Annotated in this window: 14 protein-coding genes; 5 read left to right on the top strand and 9 right to left on the bottom strand. The window is 63.3% G+C overall.

Annotation, left to right across the window (positions count from 1 at the left end):
- Positions 1–17: 17 nt before the first annotated feature.
- A complete protein-coding gene (gene hemA, locus FJ946_RS13520; RefSeq protein WP_140513285.1) occupies positions 18–1,295 on the bottom strand; it encodes a 5-aminolevulinate synthase in 1,278 nt (425 codons plus the stop codon).
- Between the two features lie 275 nt (positions 1,296–1,570).
- Here hemA and galE point away from each other — a divergent pair, with 275 nt between their 5' ends.
- Positions 1,571–2,566: a UDP-glucose 4-epimerase GalE gene (gene galE, locus FJ946_RS13515; RefSeq protein ID WP_140496575.1), complete on the top strand. Its 996-nt coding sequence runs from the start codon at positions 1,571–1,573 to the stop codon at positions 2,564–2,566.
- 106 nt (positions 2,567–2,672) lie between these two features.
- Positions 2,673–3,923 carry a D-amino acid dehydrogenase gene (locus FJ946_RS13510; RefSeq protein WP_140496573.1) on the top strand — a complete coding sequence of 417 codons (1,251 nt, stop codon included), beginning with the start codon at positions 2,673–2,675 and terminating at the stop codon, positions 3,921–3,923.
- Positions 3,924–3,939: 16 nt separating this feature from the next.
- Here the strand turns inward: FJ946_RS13510 and FJ946_RS13505 are convergent, their stop codons facing one another.
- The 7 genes from FJ946_RS13505 to FJ946_RS13475 form a co-directional block, all read right to left on the bottom strand.
- The gene (locus FJ946_RS13505) at positions 3,940–5,316 is read right to left on the bottom strand and encodes an FGGY-family carbohydrate kinase (protein WP_140524001.1); all 1,377 of its coding nucleotides are present in this window, start codon (positions 5,314–5,316) and stop codon (positions 3,940–3,942) included.
- Positions 5,313–5,630 (bottom strand): L-rhamnose mutarotase, encoded by a 318-nt coding sequence (gene rhaM, locus FJ946_RS13500; protein ID WP_140496569.1) that lies wholly within the window; start codon positions 5,628–5,630, stop codon positions 5,313–5,315. The genes FJ946_RS13505 and rhaM overlap by 4 nt, the downstream gene beginning before the upstream one ends.
- Positions 5,630–6,625, bottom strand: coding sequence for an ABC transporter permease (locus FJ946_RS13495; RefSeq protein ID WP_140564781.1), 996 nt, complete (start codon positions 6,623–6,625; stop codon positions 5,630–5,632). The genes rhaM and FJ946_RS13495 overlap by 1 nt, the downstream gene beginning before the upstream one ends.
- Entirely contained in the window at positions 6,622–7,599 is a 978-nt protein-coding gene (locus FJ946_RS13490; RefSeq protein WP_140564780.1) for an ABC transporter permease, read from the bottom strand. The genes FJ946_RS13495 and FJ946_RS13490 overlap by 4 nt, the downstream gene beginning before the upstream one ends.
- Positions 7,596–9,137: a sugar ABC transporter ATP-binding protein gene (locus FJ946_RS13485; protein WP_140564778.1), complete on the bottom strand. Its 1,542-nt coding sequence runs from the start codon at positions 9,135–9,137 to the stop codon at positions 7,596–7,598. Before FJ946_RS13485 ends, FJ946_RS13490 begins: the two co-directional genes overlap by 4 nt.
- 81 nt (positions 9,138–9,218) lie before the next feature.
- Positions 9,219–10,214, bottom strand: a complete 996-nt coding sequence (gene rhaS / locus FJ946_RS13480; protein ID WP_140496561.1) for a rhamnose ABC transporter substrate-binding protein — start codon at positions 10,212–10,214, stop codon at positions 9,219–9,221.
- 56 nt (positions 10,215–10,270) lie between these two features.
- Complete coding sequence (locus tag FJ946_RS13475; RefSeq protein ID WP_140496559.1) at positions 10,271–11,074, bottom strand: DeoR/GlpR family DNA-binding transcription regulator; 804 nt, start codon at positions 11,072–11,074, stop codon at positions 10,271–10,273.
- A 187-nt stretch (positions 11,075–11,261) separates the two neighbouring features.
- Here FJ946_RS13475 and FJ946_RS13470 point away from each other — a divergent pair, with 187 nt between their 5' ends.
- The 3 genes from FJ946_RS13470 to ggt all read left to right on the top strand — a co-directional run bounded on the left by FJ946_RS13470 (position 11,262) and on the right by ggt (position 16,697).
- Positions 11,262–13,364 (top strand): bifunctional rhamnulose-1-phosphate aldolase/short-chain dehydrogenase, encoded by a 2,103-nt coding sequence (locus tag FJ946_RS13470; RefSeq protein WP_140564776.1) that lies wholly within the window; start codon positions 11,262–11,264, stop codon positions 13,362–13,364.
- A gap of 87 nt (positions 13,365–13,451) precedes the next feature.
- Positions 13,452–14,744, top strand: a complete 1,293-nt coding sequence (rhaI, locus tag FJ946_RS13465; protein WP_140564775.1) for an L-rhamnose catabolism isomerase — start codon at positions 13,452–13,454, stop codon at positions 14,742–14,744.
- 213 nt (positions 14,745–14,957) lie between these two features.
- Positions 14,958–16,697, top strand: a complete 1,740-nt coding sequence (gene ggt / locus FJ946_RS13460) for a gamma-glutamyltransferase (RefSeq protein WP_140496553.1) — start codon at positions 14,958–14,960, stop codon at positions 16,695–16,697.
- A 115-nt stretch (positions 16,698–16,812) separates the two neighbouring features.
- Here the strand turns inward: ggt and FJ946_RS13455 are convergent, their stop codons facing one another.
- The gene (locus tag FJ946_RS13455; RefSeq protein ID WP_140496551.1) at positions 16,813–17,157 is read right to left on the bottom strand and encodes a hypothetical protein; all 345 of its coding nucleotides are present in this window, start codon (positions 17,155–17,157) and stop codon (positions 16,813–16,815) included.
- Positions 17,158–18,195: the final 1,038 nt, after the last annotated feature.

Below are 18,195 nucleotides of genomic sequence, written 5' to 3'. Positions count from 1 at the left end.
TGGAGTTTCAAACGGCTTCAGCCGCCTGACTTGGGCACCAGCAGGGGAATGATCCGGTCGGTCTTGGCCACGGAAGGTCGTCCTGCTGAACCATAGGAAATGCCGAGCGCGTCCCAGGTCTCGACCAGGGCGTCCTGCAGCTCGGCGATCAGCGCATCCGAATGGAACGGCGTCGGCGTGATGCGCAGCCGCTCCGTGCCGCGCGGCACGGTCGGATAGTTGATCGGCTGGATGTAGATGCCGTGCACGCCGAGCAGCCGGTCGCTTGCCATCTTGCAAAGCTCGGGGTCGCCAACCAGCACTGGCACGATGTGGGTCGCCGATTCCATCACCGGGAGGCCGGCGGCGGAGAGGATCTGCTTGGTCCGCGTCGCCTGCTGCTGCTGGGCGTCACGCTCGGCCTGCGAGCGCTTGAGATGACGGATCGAGGTAGTGGCAGCGGCGGCGATGGCCGGCGGCAGCGCGGTGGTGAAGATGAAGCCCGGCGCATAGGAGCGCACGGCGTCGATGACAGCGCTCGTGCCGGTGATGTAGCCGCCCAGCGTGCCGAAAGCCTTGGCGAGCGTGCCCTCGATGATGTCGATGCGGTCGGCGAGGCCTTCCCGCTCGGTGATGCCGCCGCCGCGCGGACCATACATGCCCACGGCGTGGACCTCGTCGATATAGGTCATGGCGTTATAGCGCTCGGCGAGGTCGACGATCTCTCTGATCGGCGCGATATCGCCATCCATCGAATAGACGCTCTCGAACACGATCAGCTTGGCGCGTTCGCGGCCCGCCGCCTGCAGCAGGCTTTCCAGGTGCGCGACATCGTTGTGGCGAAAAATCTTCTTTTCCGCGCCCGAGCGCCGCACGCCTTCGATCATCGAGGCATGGTTCAACTCGTCCGAGATGATCAGGCAGTTGGGCAAAAGCCGCGCGATGGTCGAGATCGAGGCCTCGTTGGAGACAAAACCGGAGGTGAAGACCAGCGCGGCTTCCTTGTCGTGCAGGTCGGCGAGCTCATGCTCGAGTTCGACCAGCGGATTGCTGGTGCCGGAGATGTTGCGGGTGCCGCCGGCGCCCGAACCCATCCGGCCCGCCGCGTTCTGAAACGCTGCGATGACATCCGGGTGCTGGCCCATGCCGAGATAGTCGTTGGAGCACCAGACGGTGATTTCCTCTGCGCGGCCGTTGGCGCGCCAGATGGCACGCGGAAATTTGCCCGCTATGCGCTCGAGGTCGGCAAAGACGCGGTAGCGTCGTTCCGCATGGAGCTGGTCGATCGCGTCCTCGAAGAACCGCTGATAATTCATGTCGGCTTCCCAGTTTTGCGCTGGATCATAATCATTGCCCGATTGGCCGTCCACCGGCCCGTTTTGGTCAAAATGCCACGCCCCGCACCTGTTCCTAACGAGGGGCGGATCATGGCCTATTTCCTGGCGATAACGGCCTGTAGGGCGCTTTGTTTCGACATGATGCCATATGCCGGCCAAGTCGGTTACGCAGGGTTTTATTGGTCATGGGGCGGGCTTTCCAGTAGAGCGGTATTGAGACAGTTTCCGATAGATCTTGAATGCGAGGACGCGGAATGACGGTTTTGGTGACGGGCGGCGCCGGTTATATCGGCAGCCATATGGTCTGGGAATTGCTGGATGCGGGCGAAAGCGTGGTCGTTCTCGACCGGCTTTCGACCGGTTTCGAATGGGCGGTGGCACCGGAGGCAAAGCTGGTCGTCGGCGATGTCGCCGACAAGGAATTGGTCGGCTCCATCATCCGCGACAACAATGTCGATGCGATCATCCATTTTGCCGGCTCGATCGTCGTTCCCGAATCCGTCGCCGATCCGCTCGGCTACTACGAGAACAACACCTGCAAGACGCGCACGCTGATCGAAACGGCGGTGCGCGAGGGCGTGCCGAACTTCATCTTCTCCTCGACAGCCGCCGTCTATGGCGGCGCTGGGCTGGAACCGGTGCGCGAGGATGCCCGCCTGGCGCCGGAATCGCCCTACGGCCTCTCCAAGCTGATGAGCGAATGGATGCTGCGCGATGCGGCGATCGCGCATGGCCTGCGCTATACGGCGCTGCGCTATTTCAACGTCGCGGGCGCCGATCCCAGGGGGCGCACCGGCCAGTCGACGCCGGGCGCCACGCATCTGATCAAGGTCGCTTGCGAGACGGCGCTCGGCAAGCGGCCGTTCATGCAGGTGTACGGCACCGATTATCCGACGCCCGACGGCACCTGCATGCGCGATTATATCCATGTCAGCGACCTGGCCGCGGCGCATCGCCTGGCCCTTGAGCGGCTGCGCGCCGGGGGCGCGAGCCTCGTCGCCAATTGCGGCTACAGCCACGGCTACTCGGTGCTGGAGGTGATCGAGAGCGTGCGCCGCGCCTTCGGCCATGATTTCGAGGTCAGGACGGGCGAGCGCCGCCCCGGTGACGCCGCCGCGGTGGTTGCCAATTCCGATCTCGCCCGGACGGAACTCGGCTGGACGCCGCAACGCGACGATCTCGACCAGATCGTTGCAGATGCGCTCGCCTGGGAGCGTATCCTGACGGGGAAGAATTCCGCACGCGGTTGAGCGGGTTTTCCCAAGGGCTCGCAAGCCGCTCCGCGAAGCGCTATGGAAGCGTTCGCGGAGGGTGCGGAAGCGCGCTGCCCGGTTCGACCTTTTTTGGGGGGACGACATGAAGATAACGGTGCTCGGGGCCGGCGTCGTCGGCACGGCGGCCGCCTACTATCTGGCGAGCGACGGCCATGAGGTCACCGTCATCGAGCGTCATCCGGCGCCGGCGCGGGGCACCAGCCAGTCGAATGCCGGACTGGTGTCGCCGGGCGATGCCACCGCCTGGGCTTCCCCGGCGGCGCTGAAGACCTTCCTGCGCGGGCTCTACAACCACGATCTCGGCATCAAGGTGCGACTGCGCTTCGATCCCTATTTTCTCGCCTGGAGCCTGCGCTTCCTGCGCCAGTGCACGGTGGCGCGCCTGCGCGCCAACACCGACATCAAGCTGCGGCTCGCGCTCTATTCGCGCGACTGCATCAATGCGCTGTCGGAGGCGACCGGCATCCACTATGACGAGCGCAAGAAGGGCATCCTCTACTTCTTCCGCTCGCAGAAGAGTCTCGACACCGGGACCGACAATTATCGCTATCTTGCCGAGCATGGCTTGCCGATCGAGATCGTCGGGCGCGACCGGCTGGTCGAACTGGAGCCGGGGCTTGCCGGGGTGAAGGACAAGATAGCCGGCGGGGTTTATTCGCCCACTGACCAGACTGGCGATTCCAAACTGTTTGTCGACAGGCTCGCCGCCTATGCGACCGAGAGGCTTGGCGCCGAGTTCCGGTTCGGCACCACGGTCGAAGGTTTCGATATCGAAGGCGACAGGGTGCGGGCCGTCATCACCTCGTCAGGCCCGGTGGCCGGCGATGCGGTTGTCATCGCAATGGGCCCGGAAAGCGGCCTACTCGGCCGCCGCTACGGCATCGACCTGCCGGTTTATCCGGTGAAAGGCTATACCGCGACGATCCCCCTGGAGGACGAAAGCAAGGGGCCGACTATGGGTGGCGCCGACGAGGACCGGCTGATCGGCTATTCCAGGCTGGGCAACCGCTTGCGGATGTCCTCGACGGCCGAGTTCACCGGCTTTGACCGAAGCTTCAAGCCCGCTGACTTCAACACCATCATCAGCACCGGCAAGGATCTTTTCCCTGGCGCCTTCGACGAGAAGAAGGCCATGTTCTGGGCGGGCCTGCGGCCGATGATGCCCAATTCCGTGCCGGTCATCGGCCGGGCCCGCTACAAAAATCTCTATCTCGACACCGGCCACGGCCATGTCGGATGGACCATGGCCTGCGGCTCGGGCAAATTCCTCGCCGATCTCGTCGCCGGCCGAAAGCCCGAAATCGATCCACAGGGGCTGGTCTATGAAGATTAGGCAAGCGGATCCGTAGTTAGCCCCGCCCTTCGACCGCCGCACGCCAGGTGCTTGCATAATCCGTCAAGGCGGGGTCGACCGGCGGTTCTTGTCTCAAGCCCTTGCCATGCGCCTCAGCCTTGTCCGATGCCAGCAACGCGGCACCGATGCTGGTGCCGGTCGCGGCTTCGGAGGCGACGACGCTTCTGGCGGTCGCCGCCGCCAGCATGCCGACAAAGAGCCGGTTGCGGGCGAAAGGGCCTTCGACAATGGTCGGGCCGTCGGCGCCGATCAGATCGAGGCAGGTCGCCGTCATCAGCGCCAGATAGAAAGAGATGGCGGCAAAGCGCTGGCCGCTGTTCATGCCGTCAGCGTTGAGCCACGCCGCCGCATGATGCGGGAACGGTCCCGACCCCTGTTGTGTCGATGGCAGCAGCAGCGTCCTTTTTGCCAGCACGGCCCCGACATCGTCTTCGGTCCAGTTCTCCGGCTGATCATCCGTCAGCACGGAAAATTCGCGGCCGCCCATGAAGCGCGCCGATGGCACGGGATCGCCCAGCGCGTTGACGTTGACCAGCGTATCACGCGCCGGGTCGAGCGCCACCGATCTGCCGCTGACCGACATCGACACCACCCAGGTGCCGGTCGAGACGACGCTGAAAGGCGGCGCGTCGGCGAGAAGATGCGGCAACAGCGAGGCGTTGGAATCGTGCAGGCCGCAGAACACAGGCGTCCGCGGATCGAGCCCCGTTCGCTCGGCAAGCGCCGGCAGGAGCGGGCCGAGCCGGTCCCTTGCCGGCCGCACCGGCGCCATCAACGCGCGCCAACCGAGGCGGTCGATCATCGCCGAGAAATCCGCTTTCCACGGGTTCCACAGATCGGTGTGGCAGCCGAGCGAGGTCACCTCGTTGGCGGCGATGCCGGTCAGCCGCAGCGCCCAATATTGGGGATACATCAACATCGCCGTTGCCCTGGCGAATTCCGTCGGAAAGCGCTTCTGCTGCCAGAAGAATTGCGCGCCGAGATTGAGGCCGAGCGGCAGCCGCGGCGTGCCGGTTTCAGCGAAGGGCGGACGGATCGCGTCATACTCGGCCGCGAGTTCCTCCGGGCCGTCGAATTCGTAGTCGAGCACGGGCAACACCAGTTCGCCGGAGGCCTCAACCAGAGCGCCCGTCGCGCCATGGGTAGTGATCGAAACGGCGTCGATGGTCTGTTCGCGGTTGAGATCGGCAAGACTGTCGAGGATGAAGGCCCACAGCGCCTCGACGTCGTGATGCGGGTAGCGGGCTTGCCGCACCGGCGCGTTCGCCACTCGGCGCAGCGCGACCTCGCGCAGCGTGGCGAGGTCGACCAGCGCCACCTTGGCGTTGGTCTTGCCGATGTCGATGACGGCGATGTGGCGCGGGGCACTCATGCCATGTGGAACATGGTTTCCAGGGGCACGGCCACCGGCTCATTGTCAGGCCTGGTCTCCATGAGGTCGGCCATGTCTGCCCACCAGCGCTGCATCACCGGATGCTTCGGCAGGTCGGCCATGCCATGGTCGTCCCGCCGCCACAGCACGCCGAACAGGATGTTGGTCTCCTCGTCGAGATGGATGGAATAGTCGGAAACCCCGGCCTGCTTCAACAGCGCGACCAGCGATGGCCATATCTCGTCGTGACGCTTCTTATATTCCGCCTTCATGCCGGGCTTGAGCATCATCTTGAACGCGTATTTTTCGGCCATCAGCGTCCCCCGCGCAGCCGCCGCCAGACGATCGGCAGCGCGATGACGATGATCAGGAGCAGGCCGATGAAGATCGACATGACGATGCCGGGCACGTTGAGCAGGCCGAGCCCGAAGGTCACCAGCCCCATGATGAAGGCGGCGAGCACGACGCCGACAATGCTGCCTGCGCCGCCAAGGATGCTGACGCCGCCAAGCACCACCATGGTGATGACTTCCAGCTCATAGCCCTGCGCGATCGAGGGACGGGTCGAACCGAGCCGGGAGGTGATCAGCACAGAGGCGATGCCGGACATCAGCCCGGTCAGGCAGAACAGGATGAACTTGATGCGGCCGACACGCACGCCGGAAAACTGTGCCGCGACCGGATTGTTGCCGATGGCGAAGACGCGGCGGCCGAAACTCGTGCGGTGCAGCGCGAACCAGTAGGCGACGGCGGCGATGAGAAAGAGCACCAGCTCGAACGACACCACCCACCAGACATAACCCTGGCCAAAGAAGGCGAAGCTCTCGGGATAACCCTTGTAGGCCTGGTCGCCGAGGATGATGAAGGCGATGCCTCGAAACAGGCTCATCGTGCCGATGGTGACGACGATCGAGGGCAGGCCAAGCCTCGTGACCAGAAGGCCGTTGAAGGCCCCGCAGCCGAGCCCGACGACGATGCCGATCGCCACCAGCACCGGCGTTCCGGCGCCGGCCTGCACCGCCATGCCCATCATGGTCGAGGCCAGCGCGATGATGGCGGCGACCGACAGGTCGATCTCGCCCGAAATGATCAGCAGCGCCATGGCGAAGGCGATCAGGCCCTTCTCGGTGAAGTTGAAGGTCAGGTCCGACAGCGAATAAGGGTCGAGGAAATAGGGCGAGGCGAAGCTGTTGATGGCGAAGATGGCGAGGGCCACCACGACCAGCAGCGCTTCCCAGGAAAAGATCGCCGAACGAAACGGCTTGTCGAGCCGGTCCGGAATGTGGCGCGGGGCAGGGACGTCGCTCATGCCGCCTCCATTTTTCTCAGGATGATGCGGCCCTGCTGGCGTTCGCCGCGCGCGTTGAGCACGACGGCGAGGATGATGGCGCTGCCCGAAATCGCCATCTGCCAGAAGGGCGAGATGTTGATGACCGGCAGCGCGTTGGAGATGATGCCCAGGAACAGCGCCCCCAACACCGCGCCCCCGACCGAACCGATGCCGCCGGCAATCGAGATGCCGCCGATGACGCAAGCGGCGATGATGTTGAGCTCGTAGCCATTGGCGACCTCGACCGAGGCGATCACGTAGCGTGAGATCCAGAGATAGCCGGCGAGCCCGCCGATCATGCCGGAGATGCAGAAGACGATGAATTTCGTCCGCCCGACATCGATGCCGGCATAAACCGACGCCGTAGGATTGACGCCGATGGCATAGATCGAGCGGCCGAGCGCGGTGCGCGTCATCAGGATGAAGAACAGCGCGATGACCAGAATGGCGATCCAGGACAGCACCGGAATGCCGAGTAAGGCCGCGCGTTGGAAGCCGATGAACTCGGGGCTCATCTTGTCGGCATTGACCCAGGCGCCGCCGGAGATGACGAAGGTGGCGCCGCGATAGATGGTCAGCGTGCCCAATGTCACCACGATCGAGGGGATGTTCAGCCGCCACACCAGAAGGCCGTTGATGGCGCCGAGCACCAGGCCGACGACCAGGGCAATGACGATCAGCAGCGGGATCGGGATCGCCGGGTGAGCGGCGTTCAGCATCGCCACCACCATGCCGGTGAAGCAGAGGTTCGATGCCATCGACAGGTCGATCGAACGGGTCAGGATGACCACCATCTGCCCGAGCGCCAGGATCATCAGGATCGAGGTGTCGTTGAACACCTGGCGCAAATTGCCGGGGTCGGCGAAGGCGGGAAAACGCGTCGAGATCAGCCCGATCAGCACGACGATGGCCGCCAGCAACCAGATTTCGCGATATTTCAGCAAAGTTTTCATGCCGCGATCCCCGCCGCCGTCCGGACCAGCGTCTCGGCGTCCAGTCCGTTGTTGTCGTAGACGGCCGCGACAAGGCCCTCGCGCATGACGACGACGCGGTCGGACATGCCGAGGATTTCGGGCAGCTCCGACGAAACCATGATAACCGACAGGCCTTGCGCCACCAGCTCGGCCATGAAGCCGTGCACGGCGGCTTTGGAGCCGATGTCGATGCCCTTGGTCGGCTCGTCCAGGATGATGACTTTGGGGGCGGTCGCCAGCCATTTGGCAATCACGACCTTCTGCTGGTTGCCGCCCGACAGCGTGCCGACATCCTGGCTGAGCGAGGAGGCCCTGAGGTCGAGCCGCTCGGTGTAGGAGCGGGCGAGCGAAAACTCCTCCGCCAGCCGCAGCACGCCGGATTTGGAGGTGCGTGCCAGCGACGGGAGAGAAACATTCTGGAAGATGGGCAGGCCGATCACCACGCCTTGCTTGCCGCGCTCCTCGGGCACGTAGACGATGCCGGCCTCGATCGAATCCGCCGCCGATTTCGGCGCGATCGTCTTGCCGTCCAGCGTGATCGTGCCGCCGGAGGTGCGGGTGATCCCTGAAATCGCCTGCATCACCTCGCTGCGGCCGGCGCCGACAAGGCCGTAGAAGCCGAGAATCTCGCCCTTGTGCAGCTCGAAACCGATGTCGTTGAATTCGGTGGGGTGCGACAGGCCGGAGACCGACAGCACCGGCGCGCCGATCTCGGCCTTGCGCTGTGGAAAGATGTGATCGACCGCACGGCCCACCATCATGCGCACGATCTGGCTCTGGGCGGCATCCTTGATCAGCCCTTCGCCGACCATCTCGCCGTCGCGGAACACGGTGTAGCGGTCGGCGATGCGGTAGATCTCGTCGAACTTGTGGCTGATGAACAGGATCGCCTTGCCTTCGCTCTTGAGGAACTCGATCAGCAAAAAGAGCTCTTCGATCTCCTTCATCGAAAGGGCGGCCGTCGGTTCGTCCATGATGACGATCCGCGCGTCGATCGACATGGCCCGCGCCACGGCAACGAGATGCTTGTTGGCAATGCCGAGGTCCTTCAGCCTTGCATCGGCGTCGATATGGCGGGCATGCATGGTGTCGAGCACTTCGCGCGCATTTCTGCGCATGGTGCGCCAGTCGATGGTGCCAAAGCGGGTGCGCGGCGCATGGCCGAGAAAGATGTTTTCGGCGACCGTCAGATCGTCGAACAGCACGGTTTCCTGATGGATGGCGGTAACGCCGTGGCCGAAGGCGGCGTGCGCGCTGGGCAGGGTGACGTCCTGCCCGTCTATGCTGATCGTGCCCGCATCGGGCTGGTAGATGCCGGTCATGATCTTGACCAGCGTCGACTTGCCGGCGCCGTTCTCGCCGATCAGCGCCGTCACCTGGCCCGGATAGAGCGAGAGGCTGACATTGTGCAGCGCGCGCACGCCGGGAAAGCTCTTCGAGATGCCGGACAGCGTCAGGCGTGGCGTGGAGGCCTGGGGCCCATCCTTCACCGTGCCGTGTTGGGCTGTCGTGTCCATGGTCGTATCAAGCCCTGAAACAAGGTGCGTTTGAAGTTGCGGCGGGGCGTGAACCCCGCCGCGTCAGCTTGAAGCTCCGGATCAGTAGATCTTGGAGAACTTCTCGATGTTGGTCTTGTCGAACTGGAAGGGCGGAGCCATCGCAGCCGAATTGGTGTCGTCGAGCGTGACCTTGCCGACGCGGCCGATCGACAGCGTCGCACCGGGCTTGGCCTCTTCCTTCTTCACCGCCAGATCGTGGGCGAGGTAGACGGCGGAGTAACCGAGATCGATCGGGTTCCAAAGAGCCACGGCCTGTGAAGCGCCGTTGTCGATGAACTTCTTGAACTCCGACGGCAGCGCGAGGCCGGTGACGTTGACCTTGCCGATCAGCTTCTCATCGGTGACGACCTGGGCAGCGGCGACGACGCCGACGGTGGTCGGCGCGATGATCGCCTTCAGGTTCGGATAGGACTTCAAGAGGCCCTTGGCTTCGTCGGTGCTCTTGGCCGAATCGTCGTCGCCATAGACGGTGGCGACGAGCTTGATCTTCGGGAATTTCTCCGGCAGCACCTTCTTGGCCGCGTCGATCCAGGCATTCTGGTTGGTCGCGGTCGAGGAGGCCGACAGGATGGCGACGTCGCCGCCCTCCGGCAAATAGTCGGCGGCGAGCTTGATGATGGTCTCGCCGATCAGGCCGGTGTCGGACGGGTTCAGGTGAAGCTGGCGGCCTTCCTTGGCGACGCCCGAATCCCAGGAGATGACGGTGATGCCGCGCTCCATGGCCTTCTTCAGCACCGGCACCAGCGCGTCGGCGTCATTGGCCGAGATGGCGATAGCGTTGACCTTTTGCGCGATCAGTGAATTGACCACCTCGATTTGCGCTTCGGCGGTCGCCTTGGTCGGGCCGGTGTAGATGATGTCGACATCGCCCAGTTCCTTGGCCGCCTCTTCGGCGCCCTTGTTGGCGGCGTCGAAGAAGCCGTTGCCGAGCGACTTCACCACCAGCGCGATCTTGACGTTCTCGGCATAGGCGGCATTCACGACCATGGCGGCGGAAAAGGCCGCCGTAACCATCAGTTTCTTCAGAAAGCTCATCGAATATTCCTCCCTTGAGCGTTGCATTCCATCGCCGCTGCGGGCGTGAGGGTGTCTCAGGCTTGCAGCGAAGATTCTTCCTTTGCCGACTTGCGGGCGACGATCAGCGTTACCCCCGCTGTTTCGAGCATCTTTGCCTCGCGGTCCTCGATGCCGTCGTCGGTGATGACGGTGGCGATGCGCGACAGGCCGCACAGGATCAGGCTGGAGCGTTTGCGGAATTTCGAGGAATCGACCAGCACCACCAACTCGTCGGCCTGATCGATCAGCTTCTGTTCCGCCTGGATCAAGAGCGGATCGCCTTCCATCAGGCCGAGCGGCCCGAGCCCCTGGGCGCCCATGAACATGCGGCGCGCGTAGAAATTGCGCGTCACGTCATTGTCGAAGGGCGACAGGATGATGTTCTGCTCGCGGTAGATGGTGCCGCCGGACAGCATCACCGTGTTCTTGGAGTGCTTGAGCAGGCTTTCGGCGATCGGGAAGGAATTGGTGAAGATCGGCATGCGGCGGCCGGTCAGGAAATGCACCATCTGGAAGGTGGTGGTGCCGCCGTTGATGATGATCGGCTCGCCGTCCTTGCAGAGTTCCACCGCTTCCCGCGCTATCGCCCGCTTCTGCGCGGCATTGAGCGTCTCGTTGACGGAAAAAGGCCTGCCGGCAAGGCCGATGAACTGTGGCGGCGTGATCGCCTCGGCGCCGCCGCGCACCCGGCGCAGTCGCTTTTGCACGTGCAGGGCCGCGATATCGCGCCGGATCGTCGCCTCGGAAGACTCCGTCAGGTCGACCATTTCCTGCACCGTCACCACAGGCTTTTCCTGGACGGCGGACAGAATGATCCTGTGGCGCTCTTTTTCGTGCATGGTTCCTCCCTGCATGGCCATCTGGCATTAGAAATCGCGCAGTGTCAATCATTTCCGATCATATAATTTCATTGTGCAGTGCAATATGATTGATGTTGATCGTTTGTGATTGACAAAGCCACGCCTTGCGTAGACATTCCCGACGAAAAGAGGAGCGCACCGTCCGCGCTTCAAGGGAGGATTACCCATGCTCGACAAGCGCTCCGGCTCGCGCCTCGCCAATCTTTGGGATGATGCGAAGGCAAGGGGGATGAGCGATCCCGAGCTTCTGGTCTATCGTTCGAACACGCTCGGCTCCGACAAGCGTGTCACCAATTACGGCGGCGGCAACACATCGTCGAAAATCCGGCAACAGGATCCGCTCACCGGACAGGACGTGGAAGTGCTGTGGGTGAAGGGCTCCGGCGGCGACAGCGCTTCGATCAAGCTTGATGGTTTTGCCACGCTCTACATGGACAAATTGCGAGCCCTCAAAGGCCTTTATCGCGGCGTCGAGCATGAAGACGAGATGGTGGGTTATCTACCCCATTGCACCTTCAATCTCAATCCGCGCGCGGCCTCGATCGACACGCCGCTGCATGCCTACGTGCCGAAGCCCTATGTCGATCACATGCATCCCGACGCCATCATCGCCATCGCTGCCGCCAAAGATTCCAAGGCCCTGACGAAGGAAATCTTCGGCGACGCCATAGGCTGGCTGCCGTGGAAGCGGCCGGGCTTCGAACTTGGCCTGTGGCTGGAGAAATTCTGCCTCGACCATCCAGCCGCCAAGGGCGTGATCCTGGAAAGCCACGGCCTGTTCACCTGGGGCGACAGCCCGAAGGAATGCTACGAAACGACGATCTCGGTGATCAACCAGGCGATCGAGTGGTTCGAGCGGCGTTCCGAGGGCGTCGCCATTTTCGGTGGCGAAGCGGTCAAGTCGCTCGACGCCGCCGAACGCCGCGCCATCGCCGCGAAGCTGATGCCGAGGATCCGCGGCCTCATCTCGGAAAAGAGTCATAAGCTCGGCCATTTCGACGATTCCGCCGCCGTGCTCGAATTCGTCAATTCCAGGGATCTGCGCCCGCTGGCGGCACTCGGCACCTCATGCCCGGACCATTTCCTGCGCACCAAGATCCGGCCGCTGGTCATCGAGTTCGATCCGGCCAAGCCCGATGTCGATGCCGTCATCGCGCGGCTGGCCGACGACATTGCCGAATACCGCGTCGGCTACCAGGCCTATTATGACAGCTGCAAGCATGCGGACTCGCCCGCCATCCGCGATCCCAACGCCGTCGTCTATCTGATGCCCGGCGTCGGCATGTTCACCTTCGCCGGCGACAAGGCCACGGCGCGCATTTCGGGGGAGTTCTACGTCAACGCCATCAACGTCATGCGCGGCGCCTCGACCGTCTCCTCCTATGTCGGCCTGCCTGCGCAGGAAGCCTTCGACATCGAATACTGGCTGCTCGAGGATCTGAAGCTGCAGCGCATGCCGAAGCCCAAGGCTCTTGCCGGCAAGATCGCGCTCGTCACTGGCGGCGCGGGCGGCATCGGCCGCGCGACGGCGAGCCGGCTGCTGCGCGAAGGCGCCTGCGTGGTGCTCGCCGACATCGACGAGACAGCACTTGCCAGCGCCAACGACGAACTGGCCAAGGCCTATGGCAAGGATTTTGTCCGCCCCGTGGTCATCAACGTCACGTCGGAGGATCAGGTCGTCGCCGGCTTTGCCGAAACGGCGGTCGAGTTCGGCGGCATTGATATTCTGGTCTCCAACGCCGGCCTCGCCTCCTCGGCGCCGATCGAGGACACGACGCTGGCGCTGTGGAACAAGAACATGGACATCCTGTCGACGGGATATTTCCTGGTCTCGCGGGAAGCGTTCCGGCTGTTCAGGGTGCAGAAGATCGGCGGCAACGTCGTTTTCGTCGCCTCCAAGAACGGCCTTGCCGCCTCGCCGAACGCTGCCGCCTATTGCACCGCCAAGGCCGCCGAGATCCATCTCGCCCGCTGCTTGGCGCTTGAGGGCGCGGAGGCGCAGATCAGGGTCAACGTCGTCAATCCGGACGCCGTACTGCGCGGCTCCAAGATCTGGTCCGGCGAGTGGAAGGAACAGCGCGCCGCCGCCTACAAGATGTCGACCGACGACCTCGAGGAACATTACCGCTCGCGCTCGATGCTGAAGCGCTCGGTGTTTCCCGAGGACATCGCCGAAGCGATCTATTTCTTCGCCTCCGACATGTCGGCCAAGTCGACCGGCAACATCGTCAATGTCGACGCCGGTAACGCGCAAAGCTTTACGCGCTAGGCCTTCCTTCTCCCCGTTCACGGGGAGAAGGTGCCGGCAGGCGGATGAGGGGCAGCGCCAGCCGAACGAAATCTGGGAGGAACAGCAGTGTCCGAAACCATCATCTCGGCTGACGTCGTCGAAAAAAACAACGCCGCGCGCAAGGCCGACCTCGAGCGTGACTACGCCTCGCTCGGCGAACGGCTCGACCGTCGCGGCATCGCCATCGACGCGATCCGAGACAAGGTCGAGAAATTCGCGGTGGCGATCCCCTCCTGGGGTGTCGGTACCGGCGGCACGCGCTTTGCCCGTTTCCCCGGCGCCGGCGAACCGCGCGACATCTTCGACAAGATCGAGGATTGCGCCGTCATCAAGCAATTGACGCAGGCGACACCGACGGTGTCGCTGCACATTCCCTGGGACAAGGCCGACCCGAACCGGCTGAAGCAGGCGGCCTCGCGTTTCGGCCTCGGCTTCGACGCCATGAACTCCAATACGTTCTCCGACGCCAGGGACCAAAAGCTGTCCTACAAATTCGGCTCGCTCTCGCATGCCGATGCCGGAACGCGCCGGCAAGCGGTCGAGCACAATCTTGAATGCATCGAGATCGGCAAGACGCTTGGGTCGAAGGCGCTGACGGTGTGGATCGGCGACGGCTCGAACTTCCCCGGCCAGGTCAACTTCGCCAAGGCGTTCGAGCGCTATCTCGATGCCATGAAAGAGGTCTATGTCGGGCTGCCCGCTGACTGGAAGCTGTTCACCGAACACAAGATATACGAGCCTGCCTTCTATTCCACCGTCGTGCAGGATTGGGGCACCAATTACATTATTGCCAAGGAACTCGGCGACAAGGCGTTCTGCCTGGTCGACCTCGGCCACCACGCGCCCAACGTCAACATCGAGATGATCGTGTCGCGGCTGATCCAGTTCAGGAAACTCGGCGGCTTCCACTTCAACGATTCGAAATATGGCGACGACGACCTCGATGCCGGTTCGATCGACCCCTACCGGCTGTTCCTGGTCTTCAACGAACTGGTCGACGCCGAACTGTCCGGCGCCGACGGCTTCGATCCGGCCCATATGCTCGACCAGAGCCACAACGTCACCGATCCGATCGAGAGCCTGATGCTGTCCGCGGTCGAGGTGCAGCGCGCCTACGCGCAGGCGCTGCTGGTCGACCGCAAGGCGCTTGAAGCTTTTCAGGACGGCAATGACGCGCTGATGGCAACGCAGACGCTAAAATCAGCCTACCGCACCGATGTCGAGCCGATCTTGGCCATGGCGCGGCTGAACACCGGCGGCGCCATCGATCCGGTCGCCGCTTACCGGGCGGCAGGCTACCGCGCCAAGGTCGCGGCGGAACGCCCGGCCGTTGCCGGCGGCAGCGGTGGCATTGTCTGAGGCCGAGCCCGCCCCTCATCCGGTCGCTTCGCGGCCACCTTCCCCCGCTGGGGAGAAGAGACTGGCGCGAGCGCTGACAGCCTCCTCTCCACTAGACTAGGGAAGAGGTCGGATGGCAATCCGGGTGGGGCTCTTTCTCGTGCCCCCTCAATTGTTAGTGGACTCGATCACCCCAACACGGTTTCCTAGGCGTCCCCCGCCAGGAGCCTCGCCATGCATATCACTCGCCGCACGCTGATCGCCGTCAGCCTCTCCTTCACAATCGCTTTCGCGCCATGGGCGGCCGCCTTCGCCGCCTCGCCAGCGCCTGCCAAAGGCGAGAACGGCATGGTTGTCACCGCGCAGCATCTGGCGTCGGAGGTGGGCGTCGAAGTCCTGAAGAAGGGCGGCAACGCCGTCGATGCGGCGGTCGCCGTTGGTTATGCGCTCGCCGTCGTCTATCCCAATGCCGGCAATATCGGCGGCGGCGGCTTCATGACTGTCCGCTTCAAGGACGGCAAGTCGACCTTCCTCGATTTCCGCGAACGTGCGCCGCTGGCCGCGACCAAGACCATGTATCTCGACAAGGACGGCAAACCGGTGAAAGGCGCCAGCCTCGACGGCTACCTCGCCGTCGGCGTGCCGGGCTCCGTCGCCGGTTTCGAGATGGCGCGCGAAAAATACGGCACCTTGTCCCGGCAGGACCTCATGGCGCCGGCCATTCGCTATGCCAAGGACGGGTTCATCCTCAATCAGGGTGACGCCGCCTCGTTTGCCGGAGGTGCCGACAGGCTGGCGAAGGATCCCGCCGCGGCGGCCATATTCCTGAAGCCGGATGGCAAGCCCTATGGCATCGGCGAGCGGCTGGTCCAACCCGACCTAGCCGCGTCGCTCTCGGCGATTTCCGAAAAAGGCCCCGACGCCTTCTACAAGGGCGCCATCGCCGATGCCATCGTCAAGGCAAGCGGCGCCAAGGGCGGTATCCTGGCCAAGGGCGATTTCGAACAATATGCGGTGCGCGAGCTCAAGCCGGTGACCTGTTCCTATCGCGGCTACGAGATCATTTCCTCGCCGCCGCCCAGCTCCGGCGGCGTCATCATCTGTGAAATCCTCAACGTGCTGGAAGGCTATCCGCTGTCCTATCTTGGCGCCGGTTCGGCCGAGACCGTGCATGTCATGGTCGAGGCCATGCGCCACGCCTATGTCGACCGCAATTCGGCGCTCGGAGATCCCGATTTCGTCGACAATCCGGTCTCGAAACTGCTGGACAAGGCCTACGCCAAGGACATCCGCGACAAGATCGATCCGTTCCGGGCCGGCGTGTCTCAGGACCTGATGCCGAAGGGGTTCGGCGAGAGCAAGGAGACGACGCATTATTCGATCATCGACAAGGACGGCAACGCGGTCGCGGTCACCTACACGCTCAACGGCTCGTTTGGCGCCGGCGTCGTCGCCGACGGAACCGGTATCCTGCTCAACAACGAGATGGACGATTTCACCCAGAAGCCCGGCGTGCCCAACCTCTACGGCCTGGTCCAGGGCGAGGCCAACGCCATCCAGCCGAAGAAGACGCCGCTGTCGTCGATGAGCCCGACCGTGGTGGCCAAGGACGGCAAGCCGTTCATGGTCATCGGCAGCCCCGGCGGTTCGCGCATCATCACCATTACGCTGGAAGCCATCGTCAACGTCATCGACCACGGCATGAACATCCAGGAGGCGATCGACGCGCCGCGCATCCATCATCAATGGCTGCCCGACACGGTCTACATCGAGCCGTTCGGCCTGTCGCCGGACACCGAAAGGTTGCTGGCCGGCATGGGTTATCACCTCGATCTCAGCGACAAGACCTGGGGCCAGGCGGCGGGCATCCTGGTCGGCGGCAAGAGCCTTGCGGAAATCGGGAAGGGTGGCGGCGCGCGCTACAATGGCGCCATCGACAGCCGCGCCGCTTCCGGCGAGGCGCTCGGCTACTGATGGGACTGGCGCACTCCGCAAGCGCGTGAACCCGCGTCCGCAATCGCACCGAAAACGAAAAGACAGGGCGACCTGAGTTTCCGTGAAACGACCGCTCTAATTGACGATCAAGCCGTCACGAAATCAGCGTGACGGTGGATGCGATCAGCATCAGGGCCGCGATGCCGACGAACAGTGCGTAGATGCGCGGCCGGTCGAGCAGAAGCGCGTTTCCCGATATCCAGGCCGATGTGGCGCCGCCGAGCGCGAACAGGAAACCGTTGCGGTGGCCGAAGGTCATCGACGCGGCCATCAGCCCGCCTATGATCAGGGCGCCGAACACGATTATGACGGCGACCGCGTATCTCTCGAAGTCATTGCCGCTGCCCATCGCCGGACCGATCGCATTCAAATTCGGCAGGTCATCCGGATCGAAGGGGCTGGTCGACCCGTATTCGTCTTGACCGATGGATTCTCGCATCACTCGTTCTCCGCTGACCGGCAACAAACCATCAACACATGCCGAGCGCAACCCGATCGCGTGTTTCTCCCTACGTGTTGACCGCGATATCAAACCGTCCGGCAGGGCGCGCCATCCGTTTTGGCGGGTTCGGATCACCGCCGCAACGCCAGCGGTGTCTGCCCGAATGGCAACGGCCCGCCAACCTGCTTTTATATAGGCGTTTCTTCTGGAGAAAACATGATGGCGGAGTTGATTCGAGCTTCGACAGAAGCATTTTTACGCGACCGGAGCCGCGGCGCCAGGCGCGGCCGCGTAAAATTTTCAGCTCCGGGCGTCCGCTTGATGTTGAGCCAGGTGCGTTCCGCACTTGGGCGAGCGTCATGCTGGCGCTCGCGGGCTCATGATGAACCAGCTCGACCAAAGCGGCCGGGCTGATCGCATGGACAAAGCTCGGCCGGGGATCGATTTTCGGCGACGGCCTGCGATATCCTAAGCTGGTATCAGGGCGGCGATACGATGGATGCTGATCTCCTTGCGTGCCTTGGACGCCTCGTTGGTCAGCCTCATGTCGAACCTCTGTACTGGACAGCCTCAATCCATAGTGCGAGCGCGGTGGCAGGCGACCGTCCCTTTACTTTCAAATCGCGGCCTCGATAGCCGCCGGCCGCGATCCATACCGTTTTTGAACGCTGATAGATCGTTACGCCTCGTGCATTCGCCCAAGCGCATGATTCCGCGAACTTTGGAGCCATTGCCGAGCCCGTTCCCGAGAATGCTGTCTCTATGTGACAAAGCTGCGTGGCCATATCAGGTCCCCTAATCTTGACGGTCCCGGCCGACGATCCCCGACCCTCGCCCAAAATCACCGAATGAATGATAGGACCGCTTCCGTTACGGTAATGTGTCGCCACCAGCGCGGTCAGGTATCTCCCGATGCAAAAGCCGCCAGCTTTCGGCAGGGACAGGTCTGGAGTGGCCAGGGATTAAACCCAGCTTAGGTCAACGAGCGGGCGGAGAGCCGGGATCGGCCGCCATTCAAACCTGATCAGGAGATCG

The sequence above is a fragment of the Mesorhizobium sp. B2-4-7 genome, from assembly GCF_006442685.1.
Classification (GTDB): Bacteria; Pseudomonadota; Alphaproteobacteria; order Rhizobiales; family Rhizobiaceae; genus Mesorhizobium.
The sequence above is the reverse complement of the archived record's forward strand: the minus strand, read 5'-3'. Positions and strand labels throughout refer to the sequence as shown.

What these genes read in the sequence shown, in the direction of transcription:
- hemA (WP_140513285.1), bottom strand. Translation starts at nt 1,295, where the DNA reads ATGAATTATCAGCGGTTCTTCGAGGACGCGATCGACCAGCTCCATGCG.
- galE (WP_140496575.1), top strand. Translation starts at nt 1,571, where the DNA reads ATGACGGTTTTGGTGACGGGCGGCGCCGGTTATATCGGCAGCCATATG.
- FJ946_RS13510 (WP_140496573.1), top strand. Translation starts at nt 2,673, where the DNA reads ATGAAGATAACGGTGCTCGGGGCCGGCGTCGTCGGCACGGCGGCCGCC.
- FJ946_RS13505 (WP_140524001.1), bottom strand. Translation starts at nt 5,316, where the DNA reads ATGAGTGCCCCGCGCCACATCGCCGTCATCGACATCGGCAAGACCAAC.
- rhaM (WP_140496569.1), bottom strand. Translation starts at nt 5,630, where the DNA reads ATGGCCGAAAAATACGCGTTCAAGATGATGCTCAAGCCCGGCATGAAG.
- FJ946_RS13495 (WP_140564781.1), bottom strand. Translation starts at nt 6,625, where the DNA reads ATGAGCGACGTCCCTGCCCCGCGCCACATTCCGGACCGGCTCGACAAG.
- FJ946_RS13490 (WP_140564780.1), bottom strand. Translation starts at nt 7,599, where the DNA reads ATGAAAACTTTGCTGAAATATCGCGAAATCTGGTTGCTGGCGGCCATC.
- FJ946_RS13485 (WP_140564778.1), bottom strand. Translation starts at nt 9,137, where the DNA reads ATGGACACGACAGCCCAACACGGCACGGTGAAGGATGGGCCCCAGGCC.
- rhaS (WP_140496561.1), bottom strand. Translation starts at nt 10,214, where the DNA reads ATGAGCTTTCTGAAGAAACTGATGGTTACGGCGGCCTTTTCCGCCGCC.
- FJ946_RS13475 (WP_140496559.1), bottom strand. Translation starts at nt 11,074, where the DNA reads ATGCACGAAAAAGAGCGCCACAGGATCATTCTGTCCGCCGTCCAGGAA.
- FJ946_RS13470 (WP_140564776.1), top strand. Translation starts at nt 11,262, where the DNA reads ATGCTCGACAAGCGCTCCGGCTCGCGCCTCGCCAATCTTTGGGATGAT.
- ggt (WP_140496553.1), top strand. Translation starts at nt 14,958, where the DNA reads ATGCATATCACTCGCCGCACGCTGATCGCCGTCAGCCTCTCCTTCACA.
- FJ946_RS13455 (WP_140496551.1), bottom strand. Translation starts at nt 17,157, where the DNA reads ATGCGAGAATCCATCGGTCAAGACGAATACGGGTCGACCAGCCCCTTC.